At 70.9% G+C, this 18,519-nt stretch carries 18 protein-coding genes; 16 read left to right on the top strand and 2 right to left on the bottom strand.

Translation table 11 applies throughout. The annotated features are described in order from the left end of the window. Positions 1-31 precede the first annotated feature (31 nt). From htpX to FDO69_RS30010, 6 genes are all read left to right on the top strand, one after another. On the top strand, positions 32-949 hold the full coding sequence (htpX, locus tag FDO69_RS30035; protein ID WP_104784079.1) for a zinc metalloprotease HtpX: 918 nt from the start codon (positions 32-34) through the stop codon (positions 947-949). Between the two features lie 7 nt (positions 950-956). After that, positions 957-1,544, top strand: a complete 588-nt coding sequence (pspAB, locus tag FDO69_RS30030) for a PspA-associated protein PspAB (RefSeq protein WP_104784076.1) — start codon at positions 957-959, stop codon at positions 1,542-1,544. A gap of 73 nt (positions 1,545-1,617) precedes the next feature. Beyond that, positions 1,618-2,004, top strand: a complete 387-nt coding sequence (locus FDO69_RS30025; protein WP_159030662.1) for a recombinase family protein — start codon at positions 1,618-1,620, stop codon at positions 2,002-2,004. A gap of 7 nt (positions 2,005-2,011) precedes the next feature. Further along, positions 2,012-3,112 carry a recombinase family protein gene (locus FDO69_RS30020; RefSeq protein ID WP_104784070.1) on the top strand — a complete coding sequence of 367 codons (1,101 nt, stop codon included), beginning with the start codon at positions 2,012-2,014 and terminating at the stop codon, positions 3,110-3,112. A gap of 65 nt (positions 3,113-3,177) precedes the next feature. After that, complete coding sequence (locus FDO69_RS30015; RefSeq protein WP_104784067.1) at positions 3,178-4,806, top strand: alpha/beta fold hydrolase; 1,629 nt, start codon at positions 3,178-3,180, stop codon at positions 4,804-4,806. Between the two features lie 75 nt (positions 4,807-4,881). Further along, positions 4,882-6,066, top strand: a complete 1,185-nt coding sequence (locus FDO69_RS30010; protein ID WP_104784211.1) for a winged helix DNA-binding domain-containing protein — start codon at positions 4,882-4,884, stop codon at positions 6,064-6,066. A gap of 197 nt (positions 6,067-6,263) precedes the next feature. On the opposite strand, the gene FDO69_RS30005 is transcribed toward FDO69_RS30010, so the two are convergent. Next, entirely contained in the window at positions 6,264-6,578 is a 315-nt protein-coding gene (locus tag FDO69_RS30005; RefSeq protein WP_104784064.1) for a hypothetical protein, read from the bottom strand. A gap of 228 nt (positions 6,579-6,806) precedes the next feature. On the opposite strand from FDO69_RS30005, the gene FDO69_RS30000 reads away from it, so the two are divergent. The 8 genes from FDO69_RS30000 to FDO69_RS29965 all read left to right on the top strand — a co-directional run bounded on the left by FDO69_RS30000 (position 6,807) and on the right by FDO69_RS29965 (position 15,243). After that, positions 6,807-7,166: an arsenate reductase family protein gene (locus tag FDO69_RS30000; RefSeq protein ID WP_104784061.1), complete on the top strand. Its 360-nt coding sequence runs from the start codon at positions 6,807-6,809 to the stop codon at positions 7,164-7,166. A 119-nt stretch (positions 7,167-7,285) separates the two neighbouring features. After that, the gene (locus FDO69_RS29995) at positions 7,286-7,972 is read left to right on the top strand and encodes an RlpA-like double-psi beta-barrel domain-containing protein (RefSeq protein WP_104784058.1); all 687 of its coding nucleotides are present in this window, start codon (positions 7,286-7,288) and stop codon (positions 7,970-7,972) included. 351 nt (positions 7,973-8,323) lie between these two features. Then, positions 8,324-9,355 (top strand): glutamine synthetase, encoded by a 1,032-nt coding sequence (glnII, locus tag FDO69_RS29990; RefSeq protein ID WP_104784055.1) that lies wholly within the window; start codon positions 8,324-8,326, stop codon positions 9,353-9,355. Positions 9,356-9,762: 407 nt separating this feature from the next. Further along, the gene (locus tag FDO69_RS29985) at positions 9,763-10,353 is read left to right on the top strand and encodes a winged helix-turn-helix domain-containing protein (protein ID WP_104784052.1); all 591 of its coding nucleotides are present in this window, start codon (positions 9,763-9,765) and stop codon (positions 10,351-10,353) included. Between the two features lie 85 nt (positions 10,354-10,438). Next, on the top strand, positions 10,439-11,449 hold the full coding sequence (locus FDO69_RS29980; protein ID WP_104784049.1) for an SDR family oxidoreductase: 1,011 nt from the start codon (positions 10,439-10,441) through the stop codon (positions 11,447-11,449). Between the two features lie 96 nt (positions 11,450-11,545). After that, a complete protein-coding gene (locus tag FDO69_RS29975; RefSeq protein WP_104784046.1) occupies positions 11,546-12,811 on the top strand; it encodes a sensor histidine kinase in 1,266 nt (421 codons plus the stop codon). Next, positions 12,802-13,455 carry a LuxR C-terminal-related transcriptional regulator gene (locus FDO69_RS29970; protein WP_104784043.1) on the top strand — a complete coding sequence of 218 codons (654 nt, stop codon included), beginning with the start codon at positions 12,802-12,804 and terminating at the stop codon, positions 13,453-13,455. The genes FDO69_RS29975 and FDO69_RS29970 overlap by 10 nt, the downstream gene beginning before the upstream one ends. A gap of 204 nt (positions 13,456-13,659) precedes the next feature. Further along, positions 13,660-15,243 carry a DUF1996 domain-containing protein gene (locus tag FDO69_RS29965; RefSeq protein ID WP_104784040.1) on the top strand — a complete coding sequence of 528 codons (1,584 nt, stop codon included), beginning with the start codon at positions 13,660-13,662 and terminating at the stop codon, positions 15,241-15,243. Positions 15,244-15,319: 76 nt separating this feature from the next. Here the strand turns inward: FDO69_RS29965 and FDO69_RS29960 are convergent, their stop codons facing one another. Further along, positions 15,320-15,769, bottom strand: a complete 450-nt coding sequence (locus FDO69_RS29960) for a hypothetical protein (protein WP_104784038.1) — start codon at positions 15,767-15,769, stop codon at positions 15,320-15,322. Between the two features lie 161 nt (positions 15,770-15,930). On the opposite strand from FDO69_RS29960, the gene FDO69_RS29955 reads away from it, so the two are divergent. Both FDO69_RS29955 and FDO69_RS29950 read left to right on the top strand, forming a co-directional pair. Then, on the top strand, positions 15,931-16,458 hold the full coding sequence (locus tag FDO69_RS29955) for a tetratricopeptide repeat protein (RefSeq protein ID WP_234388176.1): 528 nt from the start codon (positions 15,931-15,933) through the stop codon (positions 16,456-16,458). A 48-nt stretch (positions 16,459-16,506) separates the two neighbouring features. After that, on the top strand, positions 16,507-18,429 hold the full coding sequence (locus FDO69_RS29950; protein WP_104784032.1) for a hypothetical protein: 1,923 nt from the start codon (positions 16,507-16,509) through the stop codon (positions 18,427-18,429). The last annotated feature ends 90 nt before the right edge of the window (positions 18,430-18,519 follow it).

Here is an 18,519-nt window from a genome sequence, read left to right as displayed (position 1 = left end):
GGGACGAGTGCGTGACTGCGGGGTGAGGCAGATGCACAGCCGATTCCGGAGCGACCGGCGGTTGACCACCCGGATGGGGATCACGCTGTTCCTGCTCGGACTGTTGTACGTGGGGTTCGTCGCCGCGTTGATCGTGCTGCTGAAGTCGTGGGTGCTCGTCGTGGTGATCGCGGCGGCGCTGCTCGGCTCGCAGTACTGGTTCTCGGACCGCATCGCGCTGTACGCCATGCGCGGCCGGGTCGTGGAGCGGGAGGAGTATCCCGAGTTGCATGGCGTCGTGGACCGGCTGTGTGCCATCGCCGACATGCCCAAGCCGGTGGTCGCCGTGTCCGCGATGGACATGCCGAACGCGTTCGCGACCGGGCGGAACCCCGATCACGCGGTGGTGTGTGTGACGACCGGGCTGCTGCGGCGGCTGGAGCCGGCCGAGCTGGAGGGTGTCCTCGCCCACGAGCTGTCGCACGTGGCGCACAAGGACGTCGCCGTGATCACGGTCGCGTCGTTCCTCGGGGTGATCGCCGGGCTGCTCGTGCGGTTCGCCTTCTACTCGCAGCTGTTCGGCGGGGCCAGGAGGGACCAGAACACGGCTGCCGTGTTCGCCGCGGTGATGGGTGTGGCCGCGACCGTGTACGCGCTCAGCTTCCTGTTGATCCGGGCCCTGTCCCGGTACCGGGAGCTGGCCGCGGACCGGGCTGCGGCCCTGCTCACCGGCCGCCCCTCGGCACTGGCCTCCGCGCTCACCAAGGTCTCCGGCGACATCGCCCGCATCCCGACCAAGGACCTGCGCACGGCCCAGGCCTTCAACGCCTTCTACTTCACGCCGGCGCTGGGCCGTGAGCCCGGTGTCGCACGGCTCTTCGCGACCCACCCGAGCCTGGAGGAGCGGCTCGACCAGCTGGGCCGGATCTCCGCCGAGCTGGGCGAGGCGACGGCACCGGGAGGAGGGTGATCGGCGGATGGGGCTGCTGGACATCCTGCTCGGCCGGACGAAACCGGTCGTGGCGGATCTCGACCGGCTCTTCGCACTGCCGTCAGCGGCCGTGACCCTGGAGGCGGCGGCCGGCTTCACCCCGACCGGGCAGGGCGCGGTCTGCTTCGCCTCGGTCGAGGGCGCGGCCTTCGAGCAGTCCCACCGCGAAGTGCAGGCGCTGCTGGACGCCGACATCGACCGCGACGGACCGCCGGTGGAGCTGCGGCGGGACGACTACGGCTACTCCTGGCTGGTCTCGCGCCGCACCCCCGACCGGCTCTCCGCCCTCGTGAACGACCTGCACGCCGTGAACAGCCAGATGGAGGTCAACGGGTTCGGGCCCCAACTGCTCTGCTCACTGGCCGGGTTCGAGGACTCCTCCGGCCGGCGGCTCGCGCTGGTCTACCTCTACAAGCGCGGTACCTTCTATCCGCTATGTACGCTCACTGGCCAGCGTAAACGCGATAACGCGCTGGAGCTGCAGGTAGCCTCCCTACTGGAGAGTGACCTGCGCATCGAGAAGGACAAGACACGCTGGTTCCCTCTCTGGGACGTGGCAGGACTGATCGACTGAACCTTCACTCGAAAGTCTCTACAGATACAAGAAGCCGTTGTATCGGCTACGTAGGCACGTAGGCTCCTCGGCCGTGACCACCTTTGACACGGCTGTTGGCACGGGTGCGGACGTCTTGAACAGAAGTAAGCCTGTAAGAGTCCTCGTAGCCCTGCGAATCAGCTGCCTGACCGACGAATCCACCAGTCTTGAGCGACAACTTGCGGACGCCCGTGCGTACATCGCCAAGAAGGCCGCCCAAGGACTCAACTGGGTAGAGGTCGGCGTAGCGCGAGACGCGCACGTCTCAGCAAAAAAGCAGCATCCAATGGATCGAGCTGAGCTAGGGCATTGGCTCAGGGAACGCGCTCCAGAATTCGATCTCATCTTGTTCTGGAAGCTGGACCGCTTTATCCGCAAAGTCATAGACATGCAAGACATGCTCCGTTGGGCGAAGGGCCACGGGAAAAAATCCTGGTAACACGTCCATGCGCGTCAAGAGCTTCCGAGGAAGCATCCGGGAGCAGCGGCGCTGGCCGGGTGGCATGCCGGCCTATGGTTTCGAGGCTTACAAAGGGGAGGACGGAGTTGCCTACCTCAGGCAAAACCCCCGACAGGTCAACGTCATTCGCGAGATCGTGAACCGCCTCCTCGCCGAGGACACGCCGGAGACTCCCGCCGAGATCGCCGACGAACTGAACAGCCGGAAGGAGCCGACGCCGCGAGGTACACGTCCGTCCAAGCGCATCACCGACTCAGGACGCGAGTACAAGTGGACAGCGGCCGGCATCCGCAAGATGCTCAAGAGCGAAGCCCTGTTGGGCTGGAAGATGGAGAGCCGACCCGTCCTCGGCAAGAAGTACTACGAGAGCGTCCCCGTCATCGACAAGACCGGCAAAAAGATCCGCATGGCGGAACCGATCTTCACTGACGAGGAATGGGAAAGGCTTCAGGCTCACCTCAGCGAGCGCTCGTTCCTGGTCTCTTCCCCTACAAACGCAACCCCGTTCCTGGACGTGATCCTCTGCGGTTACTGCAAAGGCAAGATGCGTATGCACGTCTCTCGCAGGGAGACCAAGAATGGCCGCAAGGAGTACCCCAAATTCCGATGCGTCAGCCCCCGCTTGGTGGGCGGGAGGACTCGGTACGGCTGCGAGGACCAGGTGTCCTGGGACCCCGGTCGCCTGCTGGTCGCCTTAGAGCACCGTTTCCTGGAAGAGTTCGGCGACACCGAAGCGGAAGAGCGAATCTATGTCGTAGGCGAGGACCACGAGACCCGCATGCGCGAGATCGAGCAATTCGTGCCCGTCATCATGGCCGACATGGAACCTGGCCGACGATACGGAACAGCCCTGATGCGCCCTCGAGCAGAAAAAATGCTCGACAAGCTGAACGCCGAGTACGAAGCCCTGAGCAAGGCACCGACCGGTGACAGGTGGGAGTACCGCAGCCTCGGGAAGACTTGGCGGCAGCACTGGAAGACGGCACGCTTGCCCGAACTGGAGAAGCTGATGCGAAAGAACGGCGTCCAGTTCCTCTGCTACCCGGAATCCTTTGAATTGTTCATCCCAGAACGTCTGAAGGTGTGACAAGACGTCGCCACCCGGTCTCCGATCGCCCCTCGCGGCCACATACGGCGTGCGTGAATGGCCACATGAGTGAGCTGATCCCCTTCACGCATGCCGTCGACGGTGAACGCCTCAGCGGATGGTACGGCGGCGTCCCTGCCGGTGAGGCGGCGAGAGCGACGGTCGTCCTGCTGCACGGCGCGGGCAACGGCAGCAAGGAGCGGCTGGTGCCGTGGCTGGCGGAGTTCGCCGCGCACGGCTGCCACGCCCTCGCCTTCGACTTCTCGGGGCACGGGGAGAGCACCGGCCTGCTGAGTAAGCTGAGCCTGCGCCGCCGTTTCGAGCAGGCCGTCTCCGTCATCGACGCCCGCGCGCGGGTGGACGCGCCGCTGGTCCTGGTCGGGTTCAGCATGAGCGGCCAGACGGTGGCGGACCTCGTGCGGCACTACGGGGAGCGGGTGGCGGCCCTGGGGCTGTGCGCGCCGGCCGTGTACGCGGGCGAGGCGTGGGACGTGCCGTTCGGCGCGGGCGACGGGCCGTTCAGCGAGCTCATCCGTCGCCCCGGGAGCTGGCGCGCCTCCCCCGCCCTCGACGTGCTGCGGGCGTACGAGGGGCGGGCCGTGCTGGTGGTGCCGGGCACGGACGAGGTCATTCCGCCCGCCGTGACGGAGGCCTTCTCCGAGGCGCTGGCCCGTCGCGCGCAGTTCACCCACCGGGTACTCCCCGACGCCGGGCACCGCTTGGGCCTGTGGTTCCGTGATCACCCCGACGACCGGCGGGAGTTCGTCACCGACCTCCTGACGGGGCTCGGCGAGCAGGGCTGGACGGCGACCCGCGGGTGGGTGGCCAAGCAGCTCCCCGAAGGCCGCACCATCGACACGTCGTCTTTTCTGACCGGCGGCTGGAGTGCCCAGATGCGGCGGCTCACCCTCGACGACGGCACCGAACTGGCGCTGCGGACCTTCGTGAAGCCCTTCTTCCGGCGGCACGCCCCCGGGCTGGTGGCCCGCGAGGCGGAGATTCTCACGCTGCTGACTGAGCAGGAAGGCGTGCCGGCCGCCGAGCTGATCGGCGTCGACGCGACGGCCGAGCACTGCGACCATCCGTCCCTGCTGATGTCGGTGCTGCCGGGGCGGGTCCGGATCGACGAGCGGGACCTGGATGCCCGGGTGGACCTGCTCGCGGCTCAGCTCGCGCGGATCCACCGGATCGTCCCCCGGGAACGTCCGCGGCCGTACCAGGCCTGGACGTCGCCGGCCGCGGTCCCGCCGGGGTGGGAACGGGCCGTGGACGTCATCCGCCGCACTCCCCCGCCCTACGACGGCTGCTTCCTGCACCGGGACTTCCACCCCGGGAACGTGCTGTTCACGGGCTCGGGGGCCGGCCTGCGGATCAGCGGGGTCGTCGACTGGGTGGAGACCTCGTGGGGACCGGCCGACCTGGACGTGGCCCACTGCTCGACTGCGCTCGCCCTGCTGCACGGACCCGAGTACGGCCTCGGTTTCCCGGAGCGCTACGAGGCACAGGGCGGGCGGCGCCTGGCCGGCGGCCCGGACCATCTGTACTGGCGGCTGCTCGACGCGCTGGCCTACGTGCCCGACGCGGCGAAGTTCGCGGGGCCGTGGCGGGAGCTGGGGCGGTCCGATCTGACGCCGGAGGTGCTGGGCGGACGGCTGGAGGCGTATGTGACGGGGCTGCTCAAGCGGTACGGCTGAGGTGTTCGACGGGGTGATGTCAGTGTCGTCCGCGAAGATGCCGTCGGGCGAAGGACGCGACGAGTGGAGGCCGTCATGGGTGCGCAGCGGTACATCGGTGTGGCGGAGCGGCGGGCCCGGCTCGCACTGCGGCAGCGACTGGCCGGGCGGGCACGGGCGGGGACGCCCGAGGAGGTCGCCGGTTCGTTGGTCGCGCTGCACGGCACCGACCCGGCGACGGTGTACCTGGCCGTGGGAGCGCGGCTCGCCGATCCCGCGAGGACGGTGGAGGAGACCGAGCGGGCCCTGTACGAGGACCGTCGTCTGGTGCGGATGCACGGTATGCGGCACACGGTGTTCGTGTTCCCCGGCGACCTGACCGCCGTGGTGCACGCCTCGACGGGGCTGGCCGTCGCCGCCCGGGAGAGGGCCTCGCTGCTCAAGCACATGGCGGCGTCCGGCGCGCCGGACGCCGCCTGGCTGAAGGAGGTCGAGGACGCGGCGCTGGCGGCGCTCGCCCGGCGCGGGCAGGCGACGGCAGCCGAACTCGCCCGGGACGAGCCGCGCCTGCGGGAGCAGTTCGTGTACGCGGCCGGGAAGAGCTACGAGGGGGTGCACACGGTCTCGACGAGGCTGCTGAGGGTGCTGGGCGTGGAGGGGAAGGTCGTCCGCGGCCGGCCGCTCGGCTCGTGGACGTCGAGCCGGTTCCGCTGGGCCCTCGCGCCCGAGCATCCCGAGCTGGACACGGCCGGGGCGCAGGCCGAGTTGCTGAGGCGGTGGCTCGCCGCGTGCGGCCCGGCGACGGAGGCCGATCTGAAGTGGTGGACGGGGTGGCGTGTGACGGAGGTCCGCAGGGCGCTGGCCGCGATCGGGGCGGAGGCGGTGTCGCTGGACGAGGGCACGGGGTACGTGACCGAGGGCGACGCCGACCCGGTTGCCGGGCCCGAGGAGCCCTGGGCCGCGCTGCTGCCCGGCCTCGATCCGACGGCGATGGGGTGGCAGCAGCGCGACTGGTACCTCGCGCCGGAGCTGCGGCCCCGGCTGTTCGACGGCAGCGGCAACGTCGGACCGACGGTGTGGTGGAACGGGCGGGTGGTCGGCGGCTGGGCGCAGCGGCCGGACGGGGAGATCGTCTGGCGGATCCTCGACATGGAGGGCGTCGGCCGGGACGCCCTCGCGGCGATCGAGTCGGAGGCGGAGCGGCTGAGCGGCTGGCTGGGCACGACCAGGATCACGCCGCGCTTCCGCACGCCGTTGGAGAAGGAACTGGCGGCGGGCTGAGTCAGGCGGCCCGGAGGACACCCGGGGCGGCCGGACTCCCTCCGGTGTGTACACCCGGCGCCCGTCTGAACCCGCCGGTGTTCACGGCACCCGGCGCCCGTCTGAACCCGCCGGTGTTCACGGCACCCGGCCGGGCGGCATGAACGAGCGCCGGGCGCCCCGTCGTTCGGGATGCCCGGCGCTCGGATCGGAGCGGGTCAGCGGGCGTACCGCAGGAATGCCCGCACCATGTGGCACGTCGTGTCCGACGGCGGGTGGACGCCGATCAGCTCCGCCGTGTCGCGGATCGTCTCGTTGCGGGCCTGGTTCGGCATGTAGACGCCCGAGTCGAGCAGGGCGATGGCCAGGCGCATCGCCTTGAGACGGCGGTTGTGCGTCACGTACCACTGGCGCGGCCGGCCCGGGGGCAGCGGCCGCTTCTCCACGGGCGCGTACGGCAGGTCGAGCGGAACGGGACGCTTCGCGGTGGACTGGGTGGGCAGCGGCTTCGGCTTCAGGGCGGCAGCGGGCACAGGCATCCTCCTGTCGCGGTCGGGCGGCTCACCGAAGACGTCGTCATCCCCGGCGCCACCCTCGAACACTGCTTACAGTTTACCGCCCGGCACTGACAACAGGGAGTCCGCAGGACCCTTCAAAAGACCTGGTGGGGCCGGTAATTGGCACCGTGTCACAACAGGTTTGCGAGGTGCGGGAGAGGCGCCAGAAATTCGAACAAGTCGGTTGGCGCGTACCGTGTGCGCATGGAGATCTGGATCAATCCCGCGTGCTCGAAGTGCCGCAGCGCCCTGACGCTGCTCGATGCCGAGGGCGCCGACTACACCGTCCGCCGCTACCTGGAGGACGTGCCGAGCGAGGACGAGATCCGGGGCGTGCTCGAACGCCTCGGTCTCGAACCCTGGGACATCACCCGCACCCAGGAGGCCGACGCCAAGGAGCTGGGGCTCAAGGAGTGGCCGCGGGACGCCGCCTCGCGCGAGCGCTGGATCACCGCTCTCGCCGAGCACCCGAAGCTGATCCAGCGGCCGATCATCACCGCGGACGACGGGACGGCGGTGGTCGGCCGCACCGACGAGGCCGTGCGGGACGCCCTGTCGCGCTGACCAGCCACACTCTTCCTTGTGGCGCAGGTCACTTGAGTGACTCCTGTAACCGCTGAGTAACCTCGTTCGGTATCTCGTACATAGCGGCGTACGCTCCCCTACCTCTTCAGGAGGCGCGCATGTCGCGCAGGAGAACTCTCGGTACGAAGAAGAAGATCGCGCTGCTGGTGAGCGCGGCGACGGTGGCGGGAGGCGGGGCCTTCGTCATGGCGAGCACGTCGAACGCCGCACCGACCCCCAAGTCGGCGTCGGAGTCGACGGTCTGCCTGGGTCTCGCCACCGCCCTCGGCAACAACCAGAAGTTCATCGCGGACCAGCGGGCCAACCCGGACGCGCAGTCCGAGGCGCGGATCGCCAACCGCGAGGCGGTCGTCGCGGAGATCAAGCGGAAGCAGGAGGCGTCGGGGTGCACCGTCGGGGAGTCGGCTCAGGACTCCCAGACCGCGCAGCCGTCGCAGCCCGCCCAGTCGGCCCAGCCGCCCGCGGCTTCGGCCCAGCCGTCGCAGCCCGCCGAGTCCGCCCCGGCGGGAGACACCGGGGACGGTGCCGCTGCCTCCGGGCAGCAGGTGTGCAACGGCTCCACGGTCACGCTCTCCGGCGAGGGCGGTGCGCCCGCCGCGTCCAGCAACCAGTTCCCGGCCGGCACGAAGCTGAAGGTCACCAACCTGGACAACAACAAGTCCACGACGGTGGAGGTCACTTCGGTCTCCGGCAGCTGTGCGCTGCTCAACAACGCGGCCTTCGAACAGGTTCGTGAGCCCGGCAAGTTCCTGATCCGCCGGGCCCTGATCGAGAAGGTGGGGTGAGGCCCTACGGCCGAGTGAGTCGATGAGGCGGCGGCCACCCCCTCGGCCGCCCCTCGTACGTGTCACCGGTCCTGCCGCCCCCGGCCAGGGGCGGCAGGACCGGCGCGTGCGGGCCGTGCGGCGCCGCTCACCGGCTTGACGGAGGGGAGCCGGTGACCGGCGCCGCACCCGCGAAACGCCCTCACGGCGTCAAGTGCGGCACGGTGTCACCAGGTAACACGGGGTTCACATTCGAGCAATGGCCGGGAAATCGCCTGTTGTCAGGCTGCCGGGCAGCAGACGCGGCGCACCGGTGCCGCTGCGCCGCAAGCACCCGCGATACGCGCCCAGACACACCCGAGGATGTGGCCCGTGACCTACAAGGCTGAGTACATCTGGATCGACGGCACCGAGCCGACGGCCAAACTGCGTTCCAAGACCAAGATCATCACGGGTTCCCCCGCCGGTCTCGACGCGCTGCCGATCTGGGGCTTCGACGGGTCTTCGACCAACCAGGCCGAGGGCCACTCCTCGGACTGTGTCCTCAAGCCGGTCTTCAGCTGCCCCGACCCGATCCGCGGCGGCGACGACATCCTGGTGCTGTGCGAGGTCCTGAACATCGACCTCACCCCGCACGCCAGCAACACCCGTGCGGCGCTGGCCGAGGTCGCGGAGAAGTTCGCGGCGCAGGAGCCGATCTTCGGTATCGAGCAGGAGTACACGTTCTTCAAGGACGGCTACCCGCTCGGCTTCCCCAAGGGCGGCTTCCCGGCCCCGCAGGGCGGCTACTACTGCGGTGTCGGCGCGGACGAGATCTTCGGCCGTGACGTCGTCGAGGCGCACCTGGACAACTGCCTGAAGGCCCAACTCGCCATCTCCGGCATCAACGCCGAGGTCATGCCCGGCCAGTGGGAGTTCCAGGTCGGCCCGGTCTCCCCGCTGGAGGTCTCCGACCACCTGTGGGTGGCCCGCTGGCTGCTCTACCGCACCGCCGAGGACTTCGACGTCGCCGCCACCCTCGACCCCAAGCCGGTCAAGGGCGACTGGAACGGCGCCGGTGCGCACACCAACTTCTCCACCAAGGCGATGCGCGAGGGCTACGACGCGATCATCACCGCGGCCGAGTCGCTCGGCGAGGGTTCCAAGCCGCTCGACCACGTCAAAAACTACGGCGCCGGCATCGACGACCGCCTCACCGGCCTGCACGAGACCGCCCCGTGGAACGAGTACTCCTACGGCGTCTCCAACCGCGGCGCCTCGGTCCGTATCCCCTGGCAGGTCGAGAAGGACGGCAAGGGCTACATCGAGGACCGCCGCCCGAACGCCAACGTCGACCCGTACGTGGTGACGCGTCTGCTCGTCGACACCTGCTGCTCGGCGCTGGAGAAGGCCGGCCAGGTCTGACCCGCCCCGCAAAGCTCGCCGAGGCGCTCACCGTTCGCGGTGGGCGCCTCGGTTCGTCTGCCGCGACGTCGTGGCTCGTCGCGCAGTCCCCCGCGCCCCTTCGGGGCACGTGTCCAAGCAGTGAGAGGAGGGTCCCCTCACGGCAGCGGGTCTGCTTCAATGGAGTCATGGCCAGCCACCGGAAGTGCATCGCGACGGGTCGTCATGACCTCGAGCCCTTCTGGCCGTCCCGCCAGCACCACGACTTCGACCGGGTGTGTTGCCGCGCGACGAACGCGCCGGCCCTCTAAAGCCGTACACCCGGCCTTCGGCCAGCGCGCACCGCGTACGTCCCTCGGCGAGCCCGACCACGAATCGCGGCCGTCGACCTCCCCGACGAACTCCTCGCGCGAAAGAGCTGACCTCTCATGGCGACCACTCGTTCCCTGTCCCCCGCCGCCCCCCTCGCCACCCCCGCGCCGCACGGCCCCCGGCATCGGCTGCGTGCCGTCGACCGGGACGAGGTGGTCACGGTCGCGGACCTGCTGCCGCCGGGTGCCACCTGGCTGCCGGCGCCGCAGCACACTCTTCCCACGCTGCCGGGGCAGCCGCCCATGATCGGCTACCTGGTGCTCGTCCCGGCCGACCAGCAGCCGCCCTTCCCGGTGGCGGTGCCCGACCTGCCGCAGGCCGCCGGCCCGGAGCCCGTCGCCGAGCCGGCCGGTGATCCGGTGATCCGGGTCGACACCGTGCAGCGCACCGCCCGGGTGGCCGGTCGCCCGCTCGACCTCACCTACCTGGAGTTCGAGCTGCTGGCGCACCTGGTGGCGCACCCGGGCCGGGTGCACACCCGCGACCAGCTCGTTGGCACGGTGTGGGGCTACGGACACGTGGGCGACGGCCGCACCGTCGACGTCCACATCGCCCGCCTGCGCCGCAAGCTGGGCGTGGAGCACCGCGACACGATCCGCACGGTGCGCCGCGTGGGCTACAAGTACGTGCCGCCGACGGGACACTGACGCCCTCGGACGGCCGGGGTGCTCCGTCTCTGCTGACAGCAGATCCCCGTTCCGTCGCCTCACCCGGCCGGGCAGAGTCACCGGCATGAGGCTTCTGATGCTGGGTGGTACGGAGTTCGTGGGACGGGCCGTCGTGGAGGCGGCGCTGGGGCGGGGCTGGGAGGTGACCGTCTTCCACCGGGGCCGGCACGAGGCCCCGCGGGGCGTCCGGTCGCTGCTCGGTGACCGCACCACGCCCGGCGGTCCGGCAGCCCTGGCCGACGACCCGGGCGAGTGGGACGTCGTCGTGGACACCTGGTCGGCGGCGCCCCGGGCGGTGCTGGACACGGCGCGGCTGCTGCGGGGCCGCGCCGGCCGGTACGTGTACGTGTCGAGCTGCTCGGTGTACGCGTGGGCCCCGCCCGCCGGGTACGACGAGGACGCGCCCCTGGTGGAGGGGGCGGCGGCCGACGCGGAGCAGAGCGACTACGCCCGGGACAAGAGGGGCGGCGAGCTGGCCGCCGTCGAGGCCTTCGGCGCGGACCGCTCGCTGCTCGTGCGGGCCGGGCTGCTCCTCGGTCCGTACGAGAACGTCGGCCGTCTCCCGTGGTGGCTGACCCGGGCGGCCCGCGGCGGCCCGGTCCTGGCGCCGGGGCCGCGGGGCCTCCCCCTGCAGTACGTCGACGTCCGGGACCTGTCGGAGTGGATCCTCGGCGCGGTGGAGCAGGAACTGAGCGGGCCGTACAACCTGATCAGCCCGCAGGGGCACGCCACCATGGGGACGTTCCTCGACGCGTGCGCGCGGGTCACGGGCGGTGCGGCCGAACTCCGCTGGACCGAACCGGGGGTGATCCTGGAGGCGGGCATCGAGCCGTGGACCCAGTTGCCGGTGTGGGTGCCGCCGGACAGCGACCTGCACGACGCCCTGCACAGCGTGGACGTCTCCCGTGCGGTCGGGACCGGCCTGGTCTGCCGGCCCGTCGAGGAGACCGTGGCCGACACCTGGGACTGGCTGTGCGGCATCGGCGGTGTCGCGCCCCAGCGCCCGGACCGGACGCGCAAGGGCCTCGACCCGGAGGTGGAGGCGAAGGTGCTCGCGGCCGGAACCGGCATGTGAGGACCGCGCGTTCGCCCCTCAGGTGTACGTAGCACCACCCCAGGACCGGGGGTCCGGCCCCGTGACCGGGCCCGTCCGCTCGGCGAGACTGACGCCATGACCACGGACACGATGAACGGCACCGGGCGGACGACAGGGCGGGGCATCGGGCTCGCCGCGGTGCGGGGGCTCGCGCTGGCCCTCCTCTCCCTGCCGGGGGCGGTGCTGTGCTTCTGCCTGTCCCTGGTCTCCATCGCGCTCATCCCGATCGGGGTCGGGATCGTCACCACGCCGTACGTGCTGACGGGGGTGCGGGCGTTCGCGAACGCGCGGCGGGTGCTCGCGGCGGAGTGGGGCGGGGTGCGGATCCCCCCGGCGTACCGGCCGCTGCCCAAGGACGCCAACCCCTGGGCGCGCACCTTCGGGATGCTGCGCGACCCGGCGACCTGGCGGGACCTGCGGTGGCTGCCGGTCGACATGACCGCGGGGTTCGTCACCGCGCTGCTGCCGGCGGTGCTGCTCTTCTATCCTCTGGAGGGGTTCGCGATCGCGGCCGGGCTGTGGCGCGTCCTGGACGGGGCAGACGGATACTGGTACGGGTTCGTGCGGGTCCACGACCAGAGCTCCGCTTTCGGCGCGGGCGCCCTTGCCCTCGTCCTGCTCTTCTTCGCGCACTTCCTCACCCCGCGCCTGCTGGGCGTCCACTTCCGGCTCACCCGGGCCGTGCTCGGCGGCGACCAGAGGGAACTGGCCGAGCGGGTGCGGGTGCTGACCGAGACGCGGCGCGACGCCGTCGACGCCTCCGCGGCCGAACTGCGGCGCATCGAGCGGGACCTGCACGACGGGGCGCAGGCCCGGCTGGTCGCCGTCGGCATGGACCTCGGCACCATCGAGGCGCTCCTCGACAAGGACCCGGAGCAGGCGAAGAAGCTGATCGCGCAGGCCCGCGCCTCCTCGGTCGAGGCCCTGACCGAGCTGCGCGAACTGGTCCGCGGCATCCACCCGCCGGTCCTCGCCGAACGCGGTCTGGGAGACGCCGTGCGGGCGCTGGCGCTGCGGCTGCCGGTGGCCACCGAGGTGAGCGTGGATCTGCCCGGGCGGGCCGAGGCGCCCGTGGAGTCGGCCGCGTACTTCGCCGTCAGCGAGGTCCTCACCAACGCCGTGAAGCACTCGGGCGCCGACCGGATCTGGGTCGATCTGCACCGGGCGGACGGCATGCTGCGGGCGACCGTCACGGACAACGGCAAGGGCGGCGCGGTGATCGGGGCCGGTTCGGGGCTGGCCGGGGTGGAGCGGCGGCTGGGTACATTCGACGGCGTCCTGGCCGTCAGCAGCCCCGCGGGCGGCCCCACCATGGTCACCGTGGAGATCCCTTGCGCGTAGTCCTGGCCGAAGACCTCTTCCTGCTGCGCGACGGACTCGTCCGGCTGCTGCAGGCGCACGGCTTCGAAATCGCGGCGGCCGTCGAGACCGGGCCCGAACTGGCCGCCGCGCTGGCCGAGCTGGACCCGGACGTGGCCGTCGTCGACGTACGCCTGCCGCCCACGCAGACCGACGAGGGCCTGCAGTGCGCGCTCGAAGCCCGCAGGAAGCGGCCGGGCCTGCCGGTACTGGTGCTCTCCCAGCACGTGGAGCAGCTGTACGCGCGCGAGCTGCTCGCCGACGGCACCGGCGGGGTCGGCTATCTGCTGAAGAACCGGGTGTTCGACGCCGAGCAGTTCGTGGACGCGGTACGGCGGGTCGCCGACGGCGGTACGGCGATGGACCCGCAGGTCATCCAGCAGCTCCTGGCCCGCCGTTCGGGCGACGACAGGCCGCTGGCGCGGCTGACGCCCCGGGAGCGGGAGGTGCTGGAGCTGATGGCGCAGGGCCGGTCGAACGCGGCGATCGCCGGGAAACTGGTCGTGACGGAACGGGCGATCGCCAAGCACACCGCCAACATCTTCGCCAAACTGGGGCTGGAGGTCTCGGACGACGACAACCGCCGCGTGCTGGCGGTTCTGGCGTATCTCGACCACGGCCGGTGAAACCGGGGCGATTACCTTCACCCCTCGTGGGGGATCAACAACTACCGATGCATGAGGGGCTGTTGAGGACCCAGAGTCTTCACGAATCTCGCATCAATTTCCGGGACCTCTGAACACCTGTGGGACGCCCTCCGTATGGATGGGAGCCGCTTCACTCCTGTCGGGCGCCTCGATGCCCCCGAAAAAGGAAGTCAGAGGAGTTCCATGGGACGCAACACAAGAAAACGCCGTACGCCGCTGGCCACCAAGGCCATTGCCGCATCGGCGGCCCTAGCGCTCGGTGGGGGCGGGCTGATCTGGGCAAACTTCTACGCCTCGGCGCACGAGGAGAACTCGGCGAACCAGACGAAGTCCGCGGGCGCACAGATCGCCACGATCCAGTGCCCGGACGTCGGACAGAAGCTGACCGACGTGCCGGACGGCGCTCGCCAGGGGGTGGACAAGGAGCTGGCCAACCTCGACAAGCAGATCAGCGAGGCCTACACCCGTCTCGCCTCCACGCGTCAGGCCCAGGCCGGTGACGCGAGCTTCGTCGACAACGCCATCCTCGGCCCGCTGAAGTCGAAGCGGACCGCGGTCATCGACCGGATCGGCATCAACATCCGGCGGGTGGGCGGGCAGGCCCCGGGCAACCTCGAGCAGCTGGCCTCGTGCCAGGGCATGGCCGCCGACGCCAACACCAACGACGGCCAGGCCGGCGGTGGTCAGAACAACGACGGCCAGAACAACGACGGCCAGAACAACGACGGCCAGAACAACGGCGGTCAGAACAACGGCGGTCAGAACAACGGCGGCGGTCAGGACCAGGGCCAGGACAACGGCGGCCAGGACAACGGGCAGGGCGGCAACGGCGGGCAGGCCGACAACGGCCCGGCGGCGGACGACTTCATCAAGATCGAGGACGTCCAGCCCAACTCGCGCAACCTGCCGAACGGCCTCGCCGCGAACGGCGACGGCGGTTCCACCGGCACGTTCACCACGGAGTGCGGCACCAACGAGAACGAGAACCGCAACTCGGACAACGTGATCGTGGCGCCCGGCGTCTCCAACGGTGCGCAGCACCAGCACGACTACGTCGGCAACCAGAACAACAACGCCTTCGCGAGCGACGACGACCTGGCCAACGGCCAGACGACCTGCCAGAACCAGGGCGACAAGTCCACCTACTTCTGGCCCGTCATCCGTATCCAGGACGGTTCGGACGACATCGACGCCGGCCAGCCCGGCGGTGGCCAGGACGGCAACGTCGGCAAGATCGTCGAGCCGGCCGAGGCCCAGCTGAAGTTCGTCGGCAACCGCACCAGCGACGTCGTCGCGATGCCGAAGGCCCTGCGCATCATCACCGGTGACGCCAAGTCCCTCACCAACGGCCTGAACAACGCCAACACCTCGTGGAGCTGCACCGGCTTCGAGGACCGCCAGGTGACGGACAAGTACCCGCTCTGCCCCGAGGGCAGCTCCGTGGTGCGGACGTCCAACTTCCAGAGCTGCTGGGACGGCCAGAACATCGACAGCGCCAACCACCGCACCCACGTCGACTTCGTCGAGGCGGACGGCAGCTGCTCGAACGGCTTCAAGGCCATCCCCCAGCTCCAGGTCCGACTGGTCTACGACGTACAGGCGCCGCAGATCAACAACGGCCAGGTGCAGAACGCCTTCGCGGTGGACTCCTTCCCGGAGCAGCTGCACAAGCCGATCACCGACCACAACGACTTCATCAACTTCTTCGACGACAACCTGATGAACAAGATGGTCCAGTGCATCAACGACGGCCAGGACTGCCAGTAGTCCTGAACCGGTAGCGCAGAAGGCCGGCGGTGGGAATTCCCACCGCCGGCCTTCTGCTGTGTTGCGACCCGCGTGCTCAGCCGTGGTGGCTGCTGCCGCCGTGACCGTTCTTGTTGTGGCTGCCGCCCGGGTTCATGTGCTCGGAACCCTCCTCCATGGTGCCGCCGAGGGTGCCCTGCAGCGCCGTGACCGTCTTCTGCTGGCCCACGGCGACCCACTTGCGGCCGACGAGGTAGTAACCGCCGTAGTCCTTGGCGCTGTTCAGCCATTCGCGCTGGCCGCGGTCCGTGGAGAAGGTCGCGAGGACGTACTTGTCCTTGCCCTTCTTGCACAGCGCCTGGCGGATGGTGTCCGCGTCGGTCTGCATGTTCGGCTTGCAGTCGGCCTCGGCGGCGATGTGCTCCAGGCTGCCGCTCACCTCCTTCGGAACGGCCGCCTCGTCCTTGCCGCCGGATCCGCCGCAGCCGGTCAGCGCCACCATCGCCACCGCGCCGCTCAGCGCGAGCATCGGTCGGGTCACCCTCATCTGTTCCTCCGGTCCTTGTCGGCACGGTCCCTGTCACGGCACGATCCGGACGCATGCCGCACCGAGCCCCGGCAAGAGGCTCTCGCCCTCGATACGGCTGCGGAGCCCACCGTGCTCAAAATCCGCTGCCCCGGTGTGCACTCCTGTGCGAGGGTGGGCAGGTGGATCAGGACTGGGAAGATCGCGTGGCCGCCCTGTGGGACCGTTTCGACGACTACGCCGAGACGGAGGAGGGCGAGGCCCGCTTCCGCGCCGACGTCGACGCCCTCGTCGCCGAGCTGCCCGAGGGCAGTCCGCTCGGCTTGTTCGAGCGGGCCTGCGCCTGGGACTCCACGGGCCGCTCCGACAAGGCGGTCCCCCTGTACCAGGAGGCGCTGGCGGGCGGTCTCGCCGACGCCAGCCCCTACAAGGCCCGCCGGACGAAGATCCAGCTGGCCAGCTCACTGCGGAACACCGGCCGGGCCGAAGAGGGCCTCGCGCTGCTGACGCCCGAGCTTCTCGCCCCGTCCGACGAGCTCGACGACCCCGTACGCGCGACGCTCGCGCTGTGCCTGTCGAGCCTCGGCCGTGACCGGGAGGCACTGGCACTGGCCCTGGGCGCCCTGGCCCCGCACCTCCCGCGCTACCAGCGGTCCATGGCCAACTACGCCCGGCTGCTCGTGGAACCCGGGGAGCACCCGGGGGCGTGACGCCCTGCGGCCAGGTGACCAACCAACGGTTCGCTCGTTCTGCTGAACGTGCAGTCACAGGATGTCGCCCAGCGCCCCGCACCTCCCTCCCCCGCCGGCCCGGTCGTCGACGTCGAGCAGGCCGAGGCCGCGCTCGTCGAGCACTACCCGCGGCTCGTCCGGCTGGCCTACCTGGTCCTGCCACCCGGGCTGGGCCGCAGCCGCCGCGTCCTGACCGCACACGCCCTCACCCAGCGGGCGCTCCCCCGCAACCGCACGCCGTCCCCGGTGATCCCGGCGCAGTCCACGGGGCGGGACGGCGACCCCGGCTACGCCCTGGTCCGTCTCCAGGTGCTGCGCACGGCGCTGGAGGCGGGACTGCCGCTGAAGGCGAAGGCGTGGCCCAAGAGGGCCCAGTTGCCGCCGCTGCTGCCGCACGTGTGGGGCCTGAAGCTGTTCCCGCGCTCCGGCGGCGCCGACGAACTCGCCCTGGACCAGCGGCTGTCCACCCTGTCCGGCCCGGCCCGGGCCGCCTACGCGCTGCGCGGCCTGGAGCGACTCACGGACGACGGGGTGTGCGAGGTCCTCGCGGCAGCGGGCGTCGCCGACCCGGAGGGCGCGGTGCTGGAGGCCGGCGGGGTCCCCGCCCAGTACGGGCTGCTCGACTCCCCCGAGTTCGATCCCTGCTCGCTCCAGGCCCGGCCCACCGACCTGATGCGCCGCCGCCAGCATCTGAAGGCCGCGCTGGCCGCCGGTGCCGCCCTGCTGGTGTGCGGGGCGCTGCTCGGCCTGCCCGGTGAGGGCTGGGGCCCCGAGGGCGCCGCGGCACCCCCGTATGCGCAGAACCCGGCCGCGCAGGCCGCCCTGGACCCGGCGAAGCTGACCCGGGTCCCGCCCACCGCGTGGCGCAGCTCGGCGCGCACCGACTTCTCCGTGTGGCCGGCCCGCGGCGACCGCACCGGCGACAAGGCCCTGTTGCGCCGCGCCCTGGCCGTGTGGGCCCGCCCCGGCGAGACGGTCCAGGTGTCGGCGACCCCCGGCACCCCCTCCGGGGGCCCCGCCGGACCGCCCCAGCTGCTGTACGCGGGGACGGTCGACGCTGCGCGCGTGGTGATCCTCCACGACGGTCTGCGCATCGTCCGGTACGCCGAGCCGAAGGACGGCACGCAGGGCGCCGCCCTCGACTTCGCCCGGGTGGACGGGGCCGGCCGGGCCGGGGCGAGCGCGGTGGTGCTGGGCCGGTCCGACGGCAACGTCCGCTACCTCACGGCCCCCTGGGTGCGAAAGGCCGGCGAGCGGGACCTGATGAAGCCGGGCTCCGGCGCGATGAACCTCACGCTCACCGGCGGTGTGGCCGCGCCGCTGGCCAGCCCGGCCCTGCGGTCCGGCGCCTGCACCTCGTGGAACGTGCTGCAGGTGACCGACGGCGGCGGGACCCGGCTGCTGACCGACCTCGGTGAACTGGTCCCGGCCCGGCTCACCGCCGGACGGCCGGGCTCCCCGGGCGAGGTGTCCGGGGCGGCGGCGCTGCACACCTGGCAGCCGTTCGCCTGCTCGCTGGGCACGATGCGCTCGGCCGGGGTGCGGAGCGTCAACGCCTGGGCGTTCAACGAACAGCCACTGCCCGACGCGAGCGGCTCGGCGGCGTGGGTGTGCACACGGGCCGAGACCTGGCGGGGCGGCGGGGCGCGGGTGCTGGCGCAGTTCCACACGCCGGGCGGGGCGTACGGGGCGGCGGCGGCACAGGCCGAGAACGTCCCGGCCTGCGGGGCGCGTGATCCGCATGTGCTGGCCGGGGTGCTGTGGAAGTCGAAGGCCGGCGACTGGTACCTGCTGGCCGCCGGCAGCCGGAAGACGGCGTCGGTCCGGGCGACGGGCGGGGTGAACGGGGCGGCGCGGGGCAGTCTGCTGACCGTGCCGGCCGAGCAGGGCGCCCAGGCTCAGCTCAAGGGGTCCCTGAAGGACGGGCGTTCGCTGCGCGGGCTGCGCTGACGGAGGCGAACGGGGGTGCGTCCGGTGAGGTCGCTGGAACCCCGCTGATCGATCCGGCCCGTTCGAGGCCGGAATCGATCGGTAAGGTGT

The organism is Streptomyces tibetensis (assembly GCF_007655005.1).
Classification (GTDB): Bacteria; Actinomycetota; Actinomycetes; order Streptomycetales; family Streptomycetaceae; genus Streptomyces; species Streptomyces tibetensis.
The sequence above is the reverse complement of the archived record's forward strand: the minus strand, read 5'-3'. Positions and strand labels throughout refer to the sequence as shown.

Bases quoted from the DNA above. Each gene is read 5' to 3' on its own strand.
- FDO69_RS29960 (WP_104784038.1), bottom strand. From the start codon at position 15,769: ATGAGGGTGACCCGACCGATGCTCGCGCTGAGCGGCGCGGTGGCGATG.
- FDO69_RS29985 (WP_104784052.1), top strand. From the start codon at position 9,763: ATGGCGACCACTCGTTCCCTGTCCCCCGCCGCCCCCCTCGCCACCCCC.
- FDO69_RS29965 (WP_104784040.1), top strand. From the start codon at position 13,660: ATGGGACGCAACACAAGAAAACGCCGTACGCCGCTGGCCACCAAGGCC.
- FDO69_RS30010 (WP_104784211.1), top strand. From the start codon at position 4,882: ATGGGTGCGCAGCGGTACATCGGTGTGGCGGAGCGGCGGGCCCGGCTC.
- FDO69_RS30015 (WP_104784067.1), top strand. From the start codon at position 3,178: ATGAGTGAGCTGATCCCCTTCACGCATGCCGTCGACGGTGAACGCCTC.
- FDO69_RS30000 (WP_104784061.1), top strand. From the start codon at position 6,807: ATGGAGATCTGGATCAATCCCGCGTGCTCGAAGTGCCGCAGCGCCCTG.
- FDO69_RS30020 (WP_104784070.1), top strand. From the start codon at position 2,012: ATGCGCGTCAAGAGCTTCCGAGGAAGCATCCGGGAGCAGCGGCGCTGG.
- FDO69_RS29975 (WP_104784046.1), top strand. From the start codon at position 11,546: ATGACCACGGACACGATGAACGGCACCGGGCGGACGACAGGGCGGGGC.
- pspAB (WP_104784076.1), top strand. From the start codon at position 957: ATGGGGCTGCTGGACATCCTGCTCGGCCGGACGAAACCGGTCGTGGCG.
- FDO69_RS29980 (WP_104784049.1), top strand. From the start codon at position 10,439: ATGAGGCTTCTGATGCTGGGTGGTACGGAGTTCGTGGGACGGGCCGTC.
- htpX (WP_104784079.1), top strand. From the start codon at position 32: ATGCACAGCCGATTCCGGAGCGACCGGCGGTTGACCACCCGGATGGGG.
- FDO69_RS29995 (WP_104784058.1), top strand. From the start codon at position 7,286: ATGTCGCGCAGGAGAACTCTCGGTACGAAGAAGAAGATCGCGCTGCTG.